Genomic DNA, 15,284 nt, shown 5'->3' on the forward strand with positions numbered 1-15,284 from the left:
CAACCCCCTCTTCACTGGAGTCTAACCCGATGATCAGGATCGAACGCGGGCCAATGCCAGAGGTGTTTTCCTCCGCGGCGTTTACCCGGCTACGCAGTGAAGCCGAGGCGTTCTATCGCCAGCCTGCGGCGAAACGTGCCCAGGCGCGTTTTGGCTTCCAACGCATCGCCGCACGCTTGCACCCGGATATTCGTCTGCTCTGGAGTGAACGCCAGGTCAATAAGTGTGCCTATTGCGAGCAGTTGGTCAGCCGCCCGGAAATCGAACTGTTCAGACCGCGCTACGGCAGCACCGACTTCAGCGGTGGCGTCTCCGATGACCACTATTGGTGGTTGACGTTCGAATGGAGCAACTACCTGCCCAGCTGCGCCGAATGCAATGCACTCAAGGGGCCGCGCTTTCCGGTGCAAGGGCCACGGGCCAAAATGGGGACCACCGGGGAAGCCCTGCGCCAGGAAAAAAACCTGCTGCTCGATCCCGCTGAAGATGATCTTGATGGAGTATTCCTGTTTCTCAGCGACGGCAAGATCACCAGCGCAACCGAACGCGGCCAGGCCACCATCGATGTGCTGGGCCTGAACCGCAGCAACCTGATCAAGGCCCGGTCGGATGACCTGCGCAATCTCGAACATCTGCAAGCGCTGATGAAAAACAAGCGTCCCGACACAAAGAGCCTGGAATACCTGGCGCAAATGGTCAGGCCGCAGAGCCCGTTCTGCGCCATGCGCCGCCAGTTTGTCCGGGCCTGGGCGGAACAAGTGGTCGCGCAGTTCCCCAGCAGCCACAAGCGCATGACGGATTTCCTCAATTTCAACACCGCGCTGGGTGCCTCGAGCAGCGCGAGTAACAGCAAGGCGCTGCGCGATGCGTCCAGAGACCTGACACAACGAACCAAGGCGCTTGAGTCATTCTCGATCGAGCAATCGCAGCCGCCCGAACAACTGTATCGGATGTCTCAGTACATTGAGCGCATGGAATTCAGGCATATCCGCGCGGTTGACCACCTTCAACTCGAACCCTCGTTCAGCGATGGCAAGATCGGCTCCTGGTACATGCTGCTCGGTGAGAACGGCACGGGCAAGAGCACCTTGCTCCAGGCACTGGCGTGCGCGCTGATTGGCCAGAGTGGCGTTGAACGGTTGGGCGTGCAGGCCACCGACCTGCTGCAAAAAGGCGCAGCCCGCGGCGAAGTCAGGGTCGAGCTGTCTGGCATGTCGGAACCTATCGTCATGACCCTGACCCGGCGCGGCAACAAAATCAGCATCAAGCCAGCGGAGCCGAAAGTCATGGTACTGGCTTATGGCGCGACTCGTTTAATGGGTAAACCGCAGCCAGCCGACCCGTCAGCTGCGGCCAGAAGCAAAGTGGAAAACCTGTTCGACCCGACACGCTTCCTCGACAACGGAGTCCCCTGGCTGAACACCGCAAGTTCGGCAGAATTCAATCGCTTCGCCCGCTCTCTGACCTCGTTGCTGCCCAGCGCCGACGGCGTCCAACTGGTTCGGCGCAATCATCAGATCATCGTCAAGAGCCCCTCCGGGCAAGATACCCTGACAGCCGTCAGCAGTGGCTACCAGGCCGTGCTGGCATTGGCCATGGATATCATGAGCATCATGCGCCTGGGCTGGCAGGATATGTCCTCGGCGGAAGGCATTGTGCTGATCGACGAAGTCGACGCCCATCTGCATCCGCGCTGGCGAATGCGTATCGTGCAGCGCCTGCGCGAAGTGTTTCCGCGGGTACAGTTCATTGCCACCAGCCATGAACCCCTCACCCTCAGGGGGCTGGACAGCAGTGAAATCGCCGTACTGACCCGCATTCTCGATGGCCCGGTCACGGCCATGACCACCAAGAACACTGAACTGCCCTCCCCACGCTTCATGCGCGTCGATCAACTGCTGGCGTCAGAATACTTCGGCCTGCATTCGACCGAGGACGTGGAGATCGATCGCCTGTTCGAGGAGTACTACCGCCTGCTGGCCATGGAGCAACGCAGCCCTGGCCAGCAGGATCGCCTGCAGACCATCAGCGAGCAGTTGCGGGGCAACAACAAGATGGGCCTGACGCCTCGGGAGCACATGGTTTTTGAAGCGGCCGACAAGTTCCTGGCCGAGCGCATGGCCAGTGCCCGCGAGCTGCCGGCGGAGGATGAGCATGATGCGCTCATCGAACTCAAGAGCCTGTGGGAGGAAATCCAGCTTGAACCGGCCCAGCCTGTGGCGCACGACGGGAAAGGGCCTGAATCATGATCAAGGTACAACGCAGCGCCGCTCCGGCCGTGCTCGATGGGGCGCAGTCTGCCGGCCAGGACGAGACCCGGCGCGCGATCGCGCATATCGTCAATGCCACGCCTGCAACCCCGCCTCCGCCCTTTGAGTTCAGCGTGTACAAAGACCCGGAAATCGTCGAGGCCCTGCGCGTGCTGTTCCACAAGAAATGTGCCTACTGCGAATTCAATTACGCCGCCGGTGGCCCGGAAGACATCGAGCACTTTCGCCCCAAAGGCGCTGTGGTGATCAATGGCAAAATGAGCAAACCCGGCTATTACTGGCTCGCTGCCGACTGGGACAACCTGCTACCGTCGTGTATCGATTGCAACCGCAAACGCGGCAAGACCTTTGCCGATGACAGCACCGGCATGTCCGGCAAAGCCAATCTGTTCCCTGTGGTCAATGAAACGCTGCGCTGGCGCGACCACGCCGCGCAAAAAAATGAAATTGAGTTGCTGCTCAATCCTTGCGTGGACGACCCCGAGCAGCACCTGGAGTTTCTTGCCAAGGGCCTGGTCCGCCCCAGGACAATCCAGATAGCTGCCAACCTGGTGCCCAGCCCGAAGGGGCAAGTCTCCATTGAAGTGTACGGTTTATTGCGTCGCGACCTCGTCGAACAGCGCCAGCTCAAGGAAAAGCGCGTCAAGGCGGCGCTGGAACGAGCGCTCAAAGCCATTGAAATGATGCGCCAGGCTACCCATCCGGCGCTCAAGCAAGACCTCAGGGATCACGCCCGGCAATTACTCGAAGATGCCAGAAGCCACCTGGCACCAAACGAGCCTTTTCTGGCCGTTGCCCGCACCATTTTCAAGAACTACGGACTCGATTGCTGATGACTGACACGAAGGCCCCCCTCACACGATTGCAAACAACCTCCCACAAGCTTTCCAGGATTGGCCAGGGCACCTGGTACATGGGCGAAGACCCGGCCCGCCAGCACGCCGAAGTCGCCGCCTTGCAGCACGGTATCGAGCTGGGCCTGAACCTCATCGATACGGCCGAAATGTACGCCGAAGGCGGCGCGGAAACCGTTGTAGGCAAGGCCATTGCCGGGCGTCGCGAGCAGGTGTTCCTGGTCAGCAAGGTGTACCCGCACAACGCCAGCCTCAAAGGTATTCCCGCGGCCTGCGAACGCAGCCTCAAGCGCCTGGGCACCGAACACATCGACCTGTACCTGCTGCACTGGCGCGGCCAGTACCCGCTGGCGGAAACCGTCGAAGCCTTCGAGCGCTTGCGCGTCGAGGGCAAGATCGGCCGTTGGGGCGTGTCCAACTTCGATGTCGACGACCTGCGCGAGCTGTATCAGCTGAGCGGTGATTGCGCGGTCAACCAGGTGCTCTACAACCCCTCCCAGCGCGGCATCGAATACGACCTGCTGCCCTGGAGCCACAAGCGTAACCTGCCGACCATGGCCTACTGCCCGCTGGCCCAGGCCGGGCGCTTGCTCAAGCACCCGACCCTGGTCGAGATTGCCGAGCGCCATGGTGCGACGCCGGCGCAGGTGAGCCTGGCCTGGGTGATTCGCCAGGACGGCGTGATTGCCATTCCCAAGGCGGCGGACCTTGAGCATGTGCGCCTGAACGCGGCGGCGGCCAACCTGGTGCTCAGCAGTGAAGATTTGCGCGCGATTGACCGGGCCTTTGCGCCGCCGACACGCAAGCAGCATCTGTCGATGGTATGAGGGCCGCGATGCTGTTCAGTGAAAATCCCGACTGCGCACATCCAGCCCCTGCAACAGCGGGCTCAGATCCTCCAGGCGCTGGGCAATCAGGTGACGCACCCCGCTCTCGCACTCCAGCTTTCCGCTCACCCGCAGCAGTTGCGCGCCCACCAGCACCCGCCGCTGGCGCTCGGCCAGGTCGCGCCAGACCACCACGTTGACGTTGCCGAACTCGTCTTCAAGGGTGACGAAGGTCACCCCGCTGGCGGTCCCCGGTCGTTGGCGCCCGGTCACCAGCCCCGCCACGCTGACCCGATCGTTGTGTTCGGCCTGCTCCAGCGCTTGCGAGCTACGGCAACCCAGGGCATTGAGGCGGCGGCGCAGCAAGGTCAGCGGGTGCGGGCCGAGGGTGGTGCCGACACTGGCGTAGTCGGCGAACATGTCCTCGCTCAGCGACGGTTGCGGTAAATCCACCGGCGCCTCCTCTGGCGCCTCGATGCCAGCGAACAACGGCAGTTGCGCCTGCACCGCGGCCACGCTCCAGCGCGCCCGGTAACGGTCGCTGGCCAACCCGCGCAAGGCCCCGGCATCGGCCAGCAGCTCACGCGCACGGGCATCGAGCTGCGCCCGCAGGCACAGGTCACTGACATCGCGCCAGCCGCACTCGGCCCGCGCCTGTTCGATGCGCAAGGCGTCCTGCTGGCGAAAGCCGCGCACCTGGCGCAGGCCCAGGCGAATGGCCAGGGCGTCCCCTGCCCCCGGCTCCAGGCTGCAGTCCCAGTCGCTGTGGCAGACATCCACCGGGCGGATCTCGAGGTGATGACGGCGGGCGTCCTGCAGGATCTGGTCGGGGCTGTAGAAGCCCATGGGCCAGCTGTTGATCAGCGCACAGGCAAAGACTGCCGGCTCGTGGCACTTGAGCCAGCAACTGGCATAGGTCAGCAAGGCGAAGCTGGCGGCGTGGGACTCAGGGAAGCCATAGCTGCCAAAGCCCTTGATCTGCTCGAAGATGCGCTCGGCAAATTCTGCGCTGTAGCCGTTGTCGAGCATGCCCTGGGTCAGCCGTTGGCGGTGCGGCTCCAGGCCGCCGTGGCGCTTCCAGGCGGCCATGGCCCGGCGCAGCTGGTCGGCCTCGCCGGCCGAATAACCGCCGGCGACCATCGCCAGTTCCATCACCTGCTCCTGGAACAACGGCACGCCGAGGGTGCGTTCGAACACCTGCTTCAGCGCATCCGACGGATAGCTCACCGGCTCAAGCCCCTGACGCCGGCGCAGGAACGGGTGAACCATGTCGCCCTGGATCGGCCCGGGGCGAACGATAGCCACCTCGATCACCAGGTCGTAGAAGTTCTTCGGCTTGAGCCGCGGCAGCATGGCCATTTGTGCCCGCGACTCGATCTGGAACACACCGACGGTGTCGGCGCGGCCGATCATCGCGTAGGTCGCCGCGCAGTCGGCTGGCACGCTGGCCAGGGTCAACCGGCGGCCACGGTGGCGATACAGCAGGTCGAAACAGCGGCGCAAGGCGCTGAGCATGCCCAGGGCAAGAATATCGACCTTGAGCAGGCCGACCAGGTCGAGGTCGTCCTTGTCCCACTGGATCACCGTGCGCTCGTCCATGGCGGCGTTTTCCACCGGCACCAGGCTGTCCAGCGGCTGCTCGGAAATCACGAAACCGCCCGGGTGCTGGGACAGGTGGCGGGGAAAGCCGATCAGCTCGCCGGTCAACGCCAGCACCCGGCGCAGCAACGGGCTGTCGGGGTCGAAACCGGCTTCGCGCAGTTGCTCGGGCGGCGGCAGGCGGTCGCTCCAGCGCCCGCAGCAATCGGCCAGGGCGTTGATCTGCTGCACCGGCAAGCCCAGCACCCGGGCGATATCGCGCACTGCACCGGCAGCGTGGTAGGTGCTGGCCACGGCGGTGAGCGCCGCGCGATGGCGACCGTAGCGGCGGAACACGTACTGCAGGACTTCTTCGCGGCGGTCGTGTTCGAAGTCGACGTCGATGTCCGGCGGCTCGTCGCGCTCGCGGGACAAAAAGCGCTCGAACAACAGGTGGCTTTTCATCGGGTCGAGCTCGGTGATGCCGAGCACGAAACACACCACCGAGTTGGCCGCCGAGCCGCGCCCCTGGCAGAGAATGCCCTGGCCCCGGGCGAAGTTGACGATGTCGTGGACGGTAAGAAAGTAGCTTTCGTAGTTGAGCTCGGCGATCAGCTGCAGCTCGTGTTCCAGGGACTGGCGCGCCTTGTCGCCAATGCCCCCGGGCCAGCGCTCACGGTGGCCGCGCTCGCACAGATGGCGCAGCCAGGCGCTGGCCGTCTGGCCTTCGGGCACCAGTTCGCGAGGGTATTGATAGCGCAACTGGCCCAGGTCGAACTGGCAACGCGCAGCAATGCGCAGGCTTTCTTCGAGCAATGCCGGCGGGTACAGCTCGGCCAGTTGCGCCAGCGGGCGCAGGTGCCGTTCGCCATTGGCGAACAGGCGCTGGCCGGCCTCGGCCACGCTGCAGTGATGGCGGATGGCGGTCATGCTGTCCTGCAGGGCACGACGACCACGGGCATGCATGTGCACATCACCGCTGGCCACGGCCGGAATATCGAGGCGCTCGGCCAGGGCCAGCAACTGTTGCAGGCGCCGCGGGTCATCGGCGCCACGGTGCAGCTCGACCGCCAGCCACAGCCGCTCGGCGAACACCTCGCGCAACCAGTGGCCGCTGGCCTGGTCAGCCTCACTGCCGTCCGGCACCCACAGCGCCAGCAGGCCGTCCAGGGGCGTGGCGAAGTCTTCGCGCAGCAGTTGGTACTCGCCCTTCTTCGCCCGTCGCCGGCCCAGGGTGATGAGTTTGCACAAGTGCTGGTAACCGCCGAGGTTCTCGGCCAGGAGCACCAGCTTGGGGCCGTCGTGCAGGCGCACTTCGCTGCCGACGATCAGCGCCAGGCCCGCCGCCCTGGCTGCCTGCCAGGCGCGGACGATACCGGCCAGGGTGCACTCGTCGGTGATCGCCAGGGCCTGGTAGCCCTGCTGGCGGGCACGCTGGAACAGCTCCTGGGCACTGGAAGCGCCGCGCTGGAAGCTGAAGTTGGACAGGCAGTGCAGCTCGGCGTAGCCCGGGGTGTTCATGCGAACCAGCCCTGTAGCCACAAGCGGCCGTCTTCACCGAGGGTGCGGTAGGCCCAGCCGTACAGACCGCTGGCGGTACGCACCCGGTAGTAATCGCGGCGCACATCGCCGCCGTCCCACCAGCCGGACTCGATGCGCTCGGCGCCGGTCAGCAACTGCACGCCGACGCCGGGCAAGGCCTGGGGCTCGGCCAACAGCCAGCCCGGGCGTGGCGCACCTGGTAGCGCCAGCGCCTGGCGCGGCCCGTCGCCCGCCTGCCAGGCGCACTCGGGGCGGTGATCGGCCTGGGCCGCAAGCCCCCGTACCGCTTCGTCGCCCAGCCGCGCGCGCAGGCGTTCGCGCAGTTGCTCCCCAGGGCTGGTTCTGTTGCGGGCGCGGGTCGAACAGTTCGGCGCGCTGCGGCACGAAGGCCGGCAGGTCTTCGGCCAGCAGGCGCAGGTTGCGCACCGGCGCGGCAATTTGCAGTTGCTCAAGGCGGCCACGGGCCAGCTCGAACAGCAGCGACGGATCACGCTCGGCCGCCAGCAGGCCGACCGGCACGCAGGTGTCGGGCCCTTCGCCGTGCTCCAGGTGCAGGGCAAAGCGCTGCACGCCGCTGTCGCGCCCGGCGAGGAAGGCGGCAAGGTCGTTGATCAGCCGGCGCAGGGGGAACAGCAGGGCTTGATGGGATTCGACATCGAAGTTCAGCTCCAGGCGCGCATCGAAGCGGTCCGGTGGCAAATAGAATTCCAGGGCCATGGGCCGGCGCCCGAGCAGGCGGTCCAGGTGCAGTTGCACCGCTGCGGCAAAGCGCCGGGCCAGGGCATCACGGGGCAAGGCCAGGACCTGGCCGAGCTGGCGCAGGCCCATGCGCGCCAAGGCGTTGGCGGCCTCGGCGGGCAGGCCGACGCGGTCGATGGGCATCTGCTCCAGCGCCGCGCGGGTTTGCTGCGGGCACTCAAGGGCCAGGCCGTCGTGGGCATTGGCGAGCATGCGCGCCGCCACCGGGTTGCTGGCCAGGACGATGCGGTGACGAAAACCCAGCGCCTTGAGCTCTGCGCGCAGCCGCGCTTCAAAGGCCGGCCAGGGCCCGAACAGGCCGAGGCTGGACTCGACTTCAAGCAACAGCACCCGTGGGTAATGCAGGCTGACCTGGGAGCTGAAGCGATAGGCCCAGGCGGCCAGAAACTGCTGCAATTGCTCGATAGCTGCCGGGTCGTGCTCGACGCAGGTAAAACTGCCGGCCAGGGCCTGGGCGGTGGTCAGCGCCTGCCCGGCGCGCAGGCCCAGGGCAGCGGCTGGCGGGTTGACCGCCTGCAAGACCCGGCGCTGGGCCGGGCCGCTAAGCAACACCAATGGCGTGTCGGCGTCGTCGCGGGCGCGCAGCACGGCGTCGAGTGCCAGCTGCGGCAGCAGGATACAGGCCCAGAGCATGATCCATCAGCCTCGCCCGGGGCAGGCAATGGGCGTGGCCGGAGCCAGGCCGCCGCGGCACTTGAGCACCCGCCACTGGGCCGGCTGGGCATCGACGGCAATGCGCAGCGCCGCCGGTGACGGGTTGAGCGCAGCCTGTTGCGGGCGACAGGCAAAGGCCAGGGTCTGGCCGCTTTCGGCGGCAACCTGCAAGCGGCGCAAGGCGCGATCATCGGCCTTGTGCGGCCAGCACAGCACGGCGCCGCAACTGCCCGAGCGCAAACACTGCTCGGCGGCCCAGAGTACTTCGCCGGCAGTGGCCTGGACCACTGCCAGCCACTGCAGGTCGACCCCGGCCGCCTGCCAGGCCGGCGGGTAGGGAATGAACGGCGGCGCAATCAGCACCACCCGCTCGCCGGCCTGGGTCAGGCGCGCCAGGCTCGGCCACAACAATTGCAGCTCGCCACAGCCTTCGGCCGCCAGCAGCAGCTCGGTCAGCGCCCCGGGCGGCCAGCCGCCACCGGGCAGTGCCGCATCCAGGGCGGCATGACCGCTGGGCTGCAGGCCCTGGGGCAAGGCCTGCGGGCGGCCCTTCCAGAGCCGTTGCTGGTCGAGCAGGCCGTCGAGGCTGACCACCGCGCCCATCAGCCGCGCCTCACCAGGCCGCAGAACACCCCTTCGATGACGAAGTCGTGCTCCGGGCCGACCTCGATGGGGGCATAGGCCGGGTTGCGCGGCAGCAGGCGGTAATGCCCGCCGGCACGTTCGAAGCGCTTGATGGTCACCTCGCCGTCCAGGCGCGCGACGATGATCTGCCCGTCACGGGCCTCGGCCTGCTGCTTGATGCCGACCAGGTCGCCATCGAGGATGCCGGCGTCGATCATCGAGTCGCCGCGCACCTTGAGCAGGTAGTCCGGCGAGCGGCTGAACAGGTGCGAATCGAGCATCAATTGTTCGTGGATATCCACGTCCGGGCCGATCGGCCGGCCGGCGGCGACCTGGCCGAGCACCGGGATCTCCAGCACCTCGGGGCGGCGCAAGGCACCGGCCAGGCGGATGCCACGGGCCTGGTTGGGGGTGACCTCGATGAAACCGGCCTCGGTCAGCGCCTGGATGTGCTTGCGCGCGACACTGCGCGAGGCAAAACCGAAGGCCGTGGCGATGTCGGCCAGGCTTGGCGGCTGGGCCTGATCGGCGATGCGCTGGCGAATGAAATCGAGAATAGCGCGGCGTTTGGGCGATAGTTTATTCATGGAGTACATTTGTACTCTTTTCCTACGCATCTGACCAGCCCCGCTGATCCGGTTATCATGGCCGGCCACCGCAGCGGAAGCCGACCATGCTTGATGCCCTGTTGTTCGACCTCGACGGTACCCTGACCGATACCGACAAACTCCACCTGCTGGCCATGCAACAGCTGTTGCTCGAAGAAGGCCGGGTGTTCACCGAAGCCGAGTTCGATGCCCACGTCAGCGGCCGGGCCAATGCCGACCTGTGCCGTTACCTGTTCCCCGACCGCCCGGTGAGCGAGCACCAGCTGTTCGCCGAGCGCAAGGAGGCGCGCTTTCGCGCCCTGTCGCCAACCTTGCAGCCCACCGCCGGCCTGCTGCGTTTGCTCGAACATGCCGAACGCCAGCGCATCGGTATTGCCGTGGTCACCAACGCGCCACGGGCCAACGCCGTGCACATGCTCGCCGCCATGGGCCTGGAGCAACGCTTCGAGCATGTGCTGGTGGCCGAAGAACTGGCCCGGGCCAAGCCCGACCCGCTGCCCTACCTCACCGGCCTTGAACGCCTGCAGGCGCGGGCGGCGCATTCGCTGGCGTTCGAGGATTCGCTGCCGGGGGTGAAGGCGGCCAGCGGCGCGGGGATCTTTACCGTCGGGCTATCGACCAGCCAGCGGCCTGAAGCCTTGCTGGAGGCTGGTGCGCAGTTGGTGGTGGAGGATTTCGACGATGAGCGCTTGTGGGCGTTGATCGGGCGGATGTCCGGCTGAAAGTGAAACCTGATCGCGGGGCAAGCCCGCTCCTACAAGTCTGTGGGAGCGGGCTTGACCCGCGATGAATTCACCACCGTTCATCAGCCCTGCACTCACCTCTGTCGAATCCCCCACCCGACAATCGACCATGAGTACATTCCCCCAGCGGAGTCGTACCCATGGACAACCATCAAAATCCCCAGGTGGTCTCGCGCAGCGAATGGCTCAGCGCCCGCCGCCAATTGTTGCTGCATGAAAAGGCCCTGACTCACCAGCGCGACGAACTGAGCAAGGCCCGCCGCGCCCTGCCCTGGGTACGGGTCGACCAGGACTACCGCTTCGAAGGCCCCGAGGGCCACCTGAGCCTTGGCGACCTGTTCGCCGGTCGCAGCCAGCTGCTGGTCTATCACTTCATGTTCGGCGAAGGCTGGGATGAAGGCTGCCCGGGCTGTTCGTTCCTGGCCGATCATTTCGACGGCGCCAACCTGCACCTGGCCCACCACGATGTGTCGCTGGTGGCGGTGTCGCGCGCGCCCTACGTCCAGTTCCAGGCGTTCAAACAACGCATGGGCTGGAAGTTTCCCTGGGTCTCGTCGCATGCCAGCAGCTTCAACCAGGACTTCGGCGTCGGCGCCAAGGGCAGCGACCAGTACAACTATGAGCCGTATTCGGGCGAGGAAACCGAGCTGCCGGGCCTCAGCGTGTTCTACCGCGATGTCGGCGGCACGCTGTTCCACACCTACTCAAGCTACGCCCGCGGCCTGGACATGCTGGTCGGTACCTACAACTTTCTCGACCTGATGCCCAAAGGCCGCAACGAAGAAGGCACCATGGACTGGGTGCGCCATCATGACCGTTACCAAGACCTCGCCCAACCACCCCACTGCTGCCATGAATAGCCGCGCTACCTAGTATTTTTGCCAGTAGCCAGCACGCCCTGGCGGTGCTCGAATGCACCGAGGCCTGTCGACCGACAGGCCCCACCCCGGAGGCAGGGCGTATGGAACTGTTCATTGATCATACTAATTTCGAACCCGGCAATGACCCATGGAATGCTTGGCAGGAAGGCCCTAATGGCCAGGCGCTGGCGCTGACCTCCGATGGCAGCAACCACTGGGCGTACTTCGAAGGCTTTGCGGGCAACCTGCTGGGCAGGGTGATGCGCAAGGAACTGGCAGGCCTGACACCCGGCACCGACTATCGCCTGTCGATGCGGGTAAAACGCAACGGCAACAGCTCCAAGACCCCTCACCTGTCATTTGAGCTCGATGGCACCCTACTCGAAGGCGAGTTTGCCGTCACCGCGCCTGAATGGCAGACCTTGCGTTGGCAGTTCCGCGCCCAGGAGCACTCCCACACCCTCGAGCTGATCGGGCGTGACGATACCGGCAACGGCAGTGATAACGGTGCTGACTTCAGCTTTGACGATATCCGCATTCACCCCACCACCATCACGGAAAAATTCGACGGCCGGGCAAATCAACTGATCGACCCAGGGCAAAGCATTCAACTGCCGACCATGACCATTAGCCTGCTCGAAGGTCCTGCTGGCATCAAGGCCGGTATCGAACGCTACGCCTATCCAGAGGCAGGTTTGCTGGAGGGTGAAGCGATCGTCCTGCAACGCGGCGTGAGTAACCCTGCTTCAGCTCAACGGCTGCGGATCGCCCCCATTGTACCGTGCGATAGAATCAAGTTCGCCTGGACCTGGAGACAACGTCCGGGCGAAGTCGAGTTCTACGATGAGCAAGGCCAGCTGCTTGAAACATTGAGCTTTGACGGGGAGCCCAAACACCATTGGGTGGAGTATCAAGCGCCAGCCAATCGCCCGATCGCCTCGCTGGTGATTACCTCGCGCGACCACGCCTTCCTCGATTTTTTCACTTTCTCTCAACTACCCGACGAGGCCGCGACAACACTCAACACTGTGTTCATCGATCACACCGATTTCGAACCCGGCAATGACCCATGGAATGCTTGGCAGAAAGGCCCTAATGGCCAGGCGCTGGCGCTGACCTCCGATGGCAGCAACCACTGGGCGTACTTCGAAGGCTTTGCGGGCAACCTGCTGGGCAGGGTGATGCGCAAGGAACTGGCAGGCCTGACACCCGGCACCGACTATCGCCTGTCGATGCGGGTAAAACGCAACGGCAACAGCTCCAAGACCCCTCACCTGTCATTTGAACTCGATGGCACCCTACTCGAAGGCGAGTTTGCCGTCACCGCGCCTGAATGGCAGACCTTGCGTTGGCAGTTCCGCGCCCAGGAGCACTCTCACACCCTCGAGCTGATCGGGCGTGACGATACCGGCAACGGCAGTGATAACGGTGCTGATTTCAGCTTCGATGATATCCGCATCCAGCCCGCCATCGTTCACGAGGATTTCAATGGCCACCCGCAAACAATCATAACGGCCGGCCAACATATCGACCTGAGCACCTTGCGAGTGACGCTTTTGCCCGGTTCTACAGGAGAAGCCGCCATTCAAAAACATACCGGCGAAGTGCCCGGCCTGCAGGAAAAGGAAGGCTTGGCAATATGCCGCAACCAGGGTATTCAGCAACCACAAGTACTACGATTTGACTTGGTCGGTATCTATGCATCCTTGAAGTTTGCCTGGACCTGGCATGACCACCCTGGCCACGTCGCGTTCTTCAACGCCAAAGGTGAATTGCTCGAACGACGTGACGTCCAGCCACCCGCTGGCCGCCACTTGTGGATAGAGTTCACTGCCCCGACAGACAACCCAGTTGCCAGCCTCGAAGTCAAAAGCCAGGACTTTGCCTACCTGGACTTCTTCACCTTCACCAGCGCTTGACCCCATCAGACTGTATCCCGGTCCAGCTTTGCCCTACAGTAACGCGCGTCAATACTCGCGTTACTGTACAGGGCCTGCCTTGCATGATCATCCAGCCACAAAAACCCTCCATCCGCGTCCTGCTGTTTTCGCTCAAGGGCTCGATCATCCCGGCGATCTGGCGCAAGGTGCTGTACACCGTGCTGATCAGCTCGGCAGTGGTAGCCACCCATGGCACCCTGTTCGAGTACAAGGTGATCCTCACCGCCACGCCCTTTACCCTCTGGGGCCTGACCCTGGCGATCTTCCTCGGCTTTCGCAACACCGTGGCCTACCAGCGCTTCTGGGAAGCGCGCACGCTGTGGGGCGAGCTGCTGATCGTCAGCCGCAACCTGACCCGCCAGACCCTGAGCCTGCTGCCCGACCTCGACGCCAACCAGCGCCGCGCCCTGCTCGACCCCTTGATTGCATTCGCCTACGTGCTGCGTGACCAGTTGCGCGGCACCCCGGCCTGCGCCGACCGCCAACGCCTGCTCGACACGCCGACGCGCACCACCCTGGCCAGCAGCGATGCGCCTGCCAGCCGCCTGCTCGGCCTGCTCGGCCAGCGCTTCATGGCCCAGGCCCGCGATGCCGGCGCCGGCGAGGTGATCCAGGCCAACCTCGACCAGCAGCTCAACCGGCTGTCGTACGTGCTTGGCGGTTGCGAGCGGATCAAAAACACGCCCATCCCCTACCCCTACATCCTCATGCTGCACCGCATCGTCCACGTCTACTGCTTCCTGCTGCCGTTCTGCCTGGTCGACAGCATCGGCTGGTTCACGCCGTTTGCCGTGTGCGTGCTGGCCTATACCTTCTTCGGCCTGGATGCCCTGGGTGACCAGATCGCCGACCCGTTCGACACCCAGCCCAACGACCTGGCCCTGGACGCCATGTGCCGCAACCTGGAAATCGCCGTGCGCGAGCTGGCCGATGAGGCGGCGCCGGCACCACTGCAACCGGTCAAAGGGGTTCTGTTGTAAGCGAGGGTTCTTCAGTACGCGCGGCATAGCGCTGGGCCAGTACCGCGCAGACCATCAGCTGGATCTGGTGGAACAGCATCAGCGGCAGGATCATTGCACCGATACCGCCGCCGACGAACAGCACCTGGGCCATCGGCACGCCGGTGGCCATGCTTTTTTTCGAGCCGGCAAACAAAATGGTGATGCGGTCTTCGAGGTTGAAGCCCAGCCAGCGCCCAAGCGCGCCGGTCAGCCACAGCACCAGCGCCAGCAGCAGGCAGCAGACCAGCGCCAGGCCCAGCAGGCGCGACGCAGGTACTGCATGCCACAGGCCGCTGACCACCGCATCGCTGAAGGCGGTATAAACCACCAGCAGGATCGAACCCTGGTCGACGCTCTTCAACCAGCGGGCATTGCGCGCCACCCAGGCGCCGATCCAGCGCCGCGCCAGTTGCCCGGCCACGAACGGCACCAGCAGTTGCACAACGATCTTCAGCACGGCATCGAGGCTCGAGCCGCTGTCACCCTCGACGCCCATCAGCAGCACCACCAGCAACGGCGTCAAGACGATGCCGAGCAAACTCGACGCCGCCGCGCTGCAGATCGCCGCCGGTACGTTGCCACGGGCCAGCGAGGTAAAGGCGATGGCCGACTGCACCGTGGCCGGCAAGGCGCACAGGTACAGCACGCCCAGGTACAGTTCATCGCCCACCAGCGGCAGCAACAGCGGCTTGAGCAGCATGCCCAGTAGCGGAAACATCACAAAGGTGCAGGCAAACACCAGCAGGTGCAGGCGCCAGTGCCCGGCACCGGCGGCGACCGCCTCGCGCGACAGCTTGGCGCCATGCAAAAAGAACAGCAGGCCGATGGCAAGGTTGGTCAACCAGCCGAACAGCACGGCGCCACTGCCTTCGCAGGGCAGCAGCGTGGCAATGAGGATGATCCCGAGCAGCGCCAGGGTGAAATTGTCGAACAGCATCCGCAGGTACTTCATGGCCGCTCCCGGCTTGTTATTGTGGCGCCGCAGACGTTAAGGTCTTTGCCCGATCTTGACTAACGCCAGCGC

11 protein-coding genes and 1 pseudogene are annotated in these 15,284 nt (G+C 64.7%); 7 read left to right on the forward strand and 5 right to left on the reverse strand.

Annotated features, from left to right (window positions below; all coding sequences use genetic code 11):
- The first annotated feature begins 29 nt into the window (after nucleotides 1-29).
- Genes ACZ9A3_RS12845 through ACZ9A3_RS12855 form a run of 3 tightly spaced genes read left to right on the forward strand, consistent with a single transcriptional unit; the run spans nucleotide 30 to nucleotide 3,951 of the window.
- Nucleotides 30-2,249 (forward strand): AAA family ATPase, encoded by a 2,220-nt coding sequence (locus ACZ9A3_RS12845; RefSeq protein ID WP_476252723.1) that lies wholly within the window; start codon nucleotides 30-32, stop codon nucleotides 2,247-2,249.
- Nucleotides 2,246-3,103 (forward strand): HNH endonuclease family protein, encoded by an 858-nt coding sequence (locus ACZ9A3_RS12850; protein ID WP_093381572.1) that lies wholly within the window; start codon nucleotides 2,246-2,248, stop codon nucleotides 3,101-3,103. The genes ACZ9A3_RS12845 and ACZ9A3_RS12850 overlap by 4 nt, the downstream gene beginning before the upstream one ends.
- Nucleotides 3,103-3,951 (forward strand): aldo/keto reductase, encoded by an 849-nt coding sequence (locus ACZ9A3_RS12855; RefSeq protein ID WP_093381570.1) that lies wholly within the window; start codon nucleotides 3,103-3,105, stop codon nucleotides 3,949-3,951. Before ACZ9A3_RS12850 ends, ACZ9A3_RS12855 begins: the two co-directional genes overlap by 1 nt.
- Before the next feature lie 15 nt (nucleotides 3,952-3,966).
- Here the strand turns inward: ACZ9A3_RS12855 and ACZ9A3_RS12860 are convergent, their stop codons facing one another.
- The 4 genes and pseudogenes from ACZ9A3_RS12860 to lexA form a co-directional block, all read right to left on the reverse strand.
- Nucleotides 3,967-7,071 carry an error-prone DNA polymerase gene (locus tag ACZ9A3_RS12860; protein ID WP_476252724.1) on the reverse strand — a complete coding sequence of 1,035 codons (3,105 nt, stop codon included), beginning with the start codon at nucleotides 7,069-7,071 and terminating at the stop codon, nucleotides 3,967-3,969.
- Nucleotides 7,047-8,463 (reverse strand): annotated as a pseudogene (locus tag ACZ9A3_RS12865) (Y-family DNA polymerase). Before ACZ9A3_RS12865 ends, ACZ9A3_RS12860 begins: the two are co-directional and overlap by 25 nt.
- 6 nt (nucleotides 8,464-8,469) lie before the next feature.
- A complete protein-coding gene (imuA, locus tag ACZ9A3_RS12870) occupies nucleotides 8,470-9,087 on the reverse strand; it encodes a translesion DNA synthesis-associated protein ImuA (protein ID WP_093381566.1) in 618 nt (205 codons plus the stop codon).
- Nucleotides 9,087-9,704 (reverse strand): transcriptional repressor LexA, encoded by a 618-nt coding sequence (gene lexA, locus ACZ9A3_RS12875; protein WP_045194093.1) that lies wholly within the window; start codon nucleotides 9,702-9,704, stop codon nucleotides 9,087-9,089. Before lexA ends, imuA begins: the two co-directional genes overlap by 1 nt.
- Nucleotides 9,705-9,781: 77 nt before the next feature.
- On the opposite strand from lexA, the gene ACZ9A3_RS12880 reads away from it, so the two are divergent.
- The 4 genes from ACZ9A3_RS12880 (at nucleotide 9,782) to ACZ9A3_RS12895 (ending at nucleotide 14,239) form a co-directional block, all read left to right on the forward strand.
- Nucleotides 9,782-10,438 carry an HAD family hydrolase gene (locus tag ACZ9A3_RS12880; RefSeq protein WP_093381565.1) on the forward strand — a complete coding sequence of 219 codons (657 nt, stop codon included), beginning with the start codon at nucleotides 9,782-9,784 and terminating at the stop codon, nucleotides 10,436-10,438.
- Between the two features lie 161 nt (nucleotides 10,439-10,599).
- Entirely contained in the window at nucleotides 10,600-11,319 is a 720-nt protein-coding gene (locus ACZ9A3_RS12885; RefSeq protein WP_476252725.1) for a DUF899 domain-containing protein, read from the forward strand.
- A 101-nt stretch (nucleotides 11,320-11,420) separates the two neighbouring features.
- A complete protein-coding gene (locus ACZ9A3_RS12890; protein ID WP_476252726.1) occupies nucleotides 11,421-13,238 on the forward strand; it encodes a carbohydrate binding domain-containing protein in 1,818 nt (605 codons plus the stop codon).
- Between the two features lie 83 nt (nucleotides 13,239-13,321).
- Nucleotides 13,322-14,239 carry a bestrophin family protein gene (locus tag ACZ9A3_RS12895; protein ID WP_093381557.1) on the forward strand — a complete coding sequence of 306 codons (918 nt, stop codon included), beginning with the start codon at nucleotides 13,322-13,324 and terminating at the stop codon, nucleotides 14,237-14,239.
- On the opposite strand, the gene ACZ9A3_RS12900 is transcribed toward ACZ9A3_RS12895, so the two are convergent.
- Complete coding sequence (locus tag ACZ9A3_RS12900; RefSeq protein ID WP_093381554.1) at nucleotides 14,220-15,212, reverse strand: bile acid:sodium symporter family protein; 993 nt, start codon at nucleotides 15,210-15,212, stop codon at nucleotides 14,220-14,222. The two genes, ACZ9A3_RS12895 and ACZ9A3_RS12900, sit on opposite strands and share 20 nt — an antisense overlap.
- Nucleotides 15,213-15,284: the final 72 nt, after the last annotated feature.

The sequence above is a fragment of the Pseudomonas sp. TE4620 genome (assembly GCF_056279045.1).

Excerpts from the sequence above, each read along its gene's own strand:
- ACZ9A3_RS12845 (WP_476252723.1), top strand. The coding sequence starts at position 30 with ATGATCAGGATCGAACGCGGGCCAATGCCAGAGGTGTTTTCCTCCGCG.
- ACZ9A3_RS12850 (WP_093381572.1), top strand. The coding sequence starts at position 2,246 with ATGATCAAGGTACAACGCAGCGCCGCTCCGGCCGTGCTCGATGGGGCG.
- ACZ9A3_RS12855 (WP_093381570.1), top strand. The coding sequence starts at position 3,103 with ATGACTGACACGAAGGCCCCCCTCACACGATTGCAAACAACCTCCCAC.
- imuA (WP_093381566.1), bottom strand. The coding sequence starts at position 9,087 with ATGGGCGCGGTGGTCAGCCTCGACGGCCTGCTCGACCAGCAACGGCTC.
- lexA (WP_045194093.1), bottom strand. The coding sequence starts at position 9,704 with ATGTACTCCATGAATAAACTATCGCCCAAACGCCGCGCTATTCTCGAT.
- ACZ9A3_RS12880 (WP_093381565.1), top strand. The coding sequence starts at position 9,782 with ATGCTTGATGCCCTGTTGTTCGACCTCGACGGTACCCTGACCGATACC.
- ACZ9A3_RS12885 (WP_476252725.1), top strand. The coding sequence starts at position 10,600 with ATGGACAACCATCAAAATCCCCAGGTGGTCTCGCGCAGCGAATGGCTC.
- ACZ9A3_RS12890 (WP_476252726.1), top strand. The coding sequence starts at position 11,421 with ATGGAACTGTTCATTGATCATACTAATTTCGAACCCGGCAATGACCCA.
- ACZ9A3_RS12895 (WP_093381557.1), top strand. The coding sequence starts at position 13,322 with ATGATCATCCAGCCACAAAAACCCTCCATCCGCGTCCTGCTGTTTTCG.
- ACZ9A3_RS12900 (WP_093381554.1), bottom strand. The coding sequence starts at position 15,212 with ATGAAGTACCTGCGGATGCTGTTCGACAATTTCACCCTGGCGCTGCTC.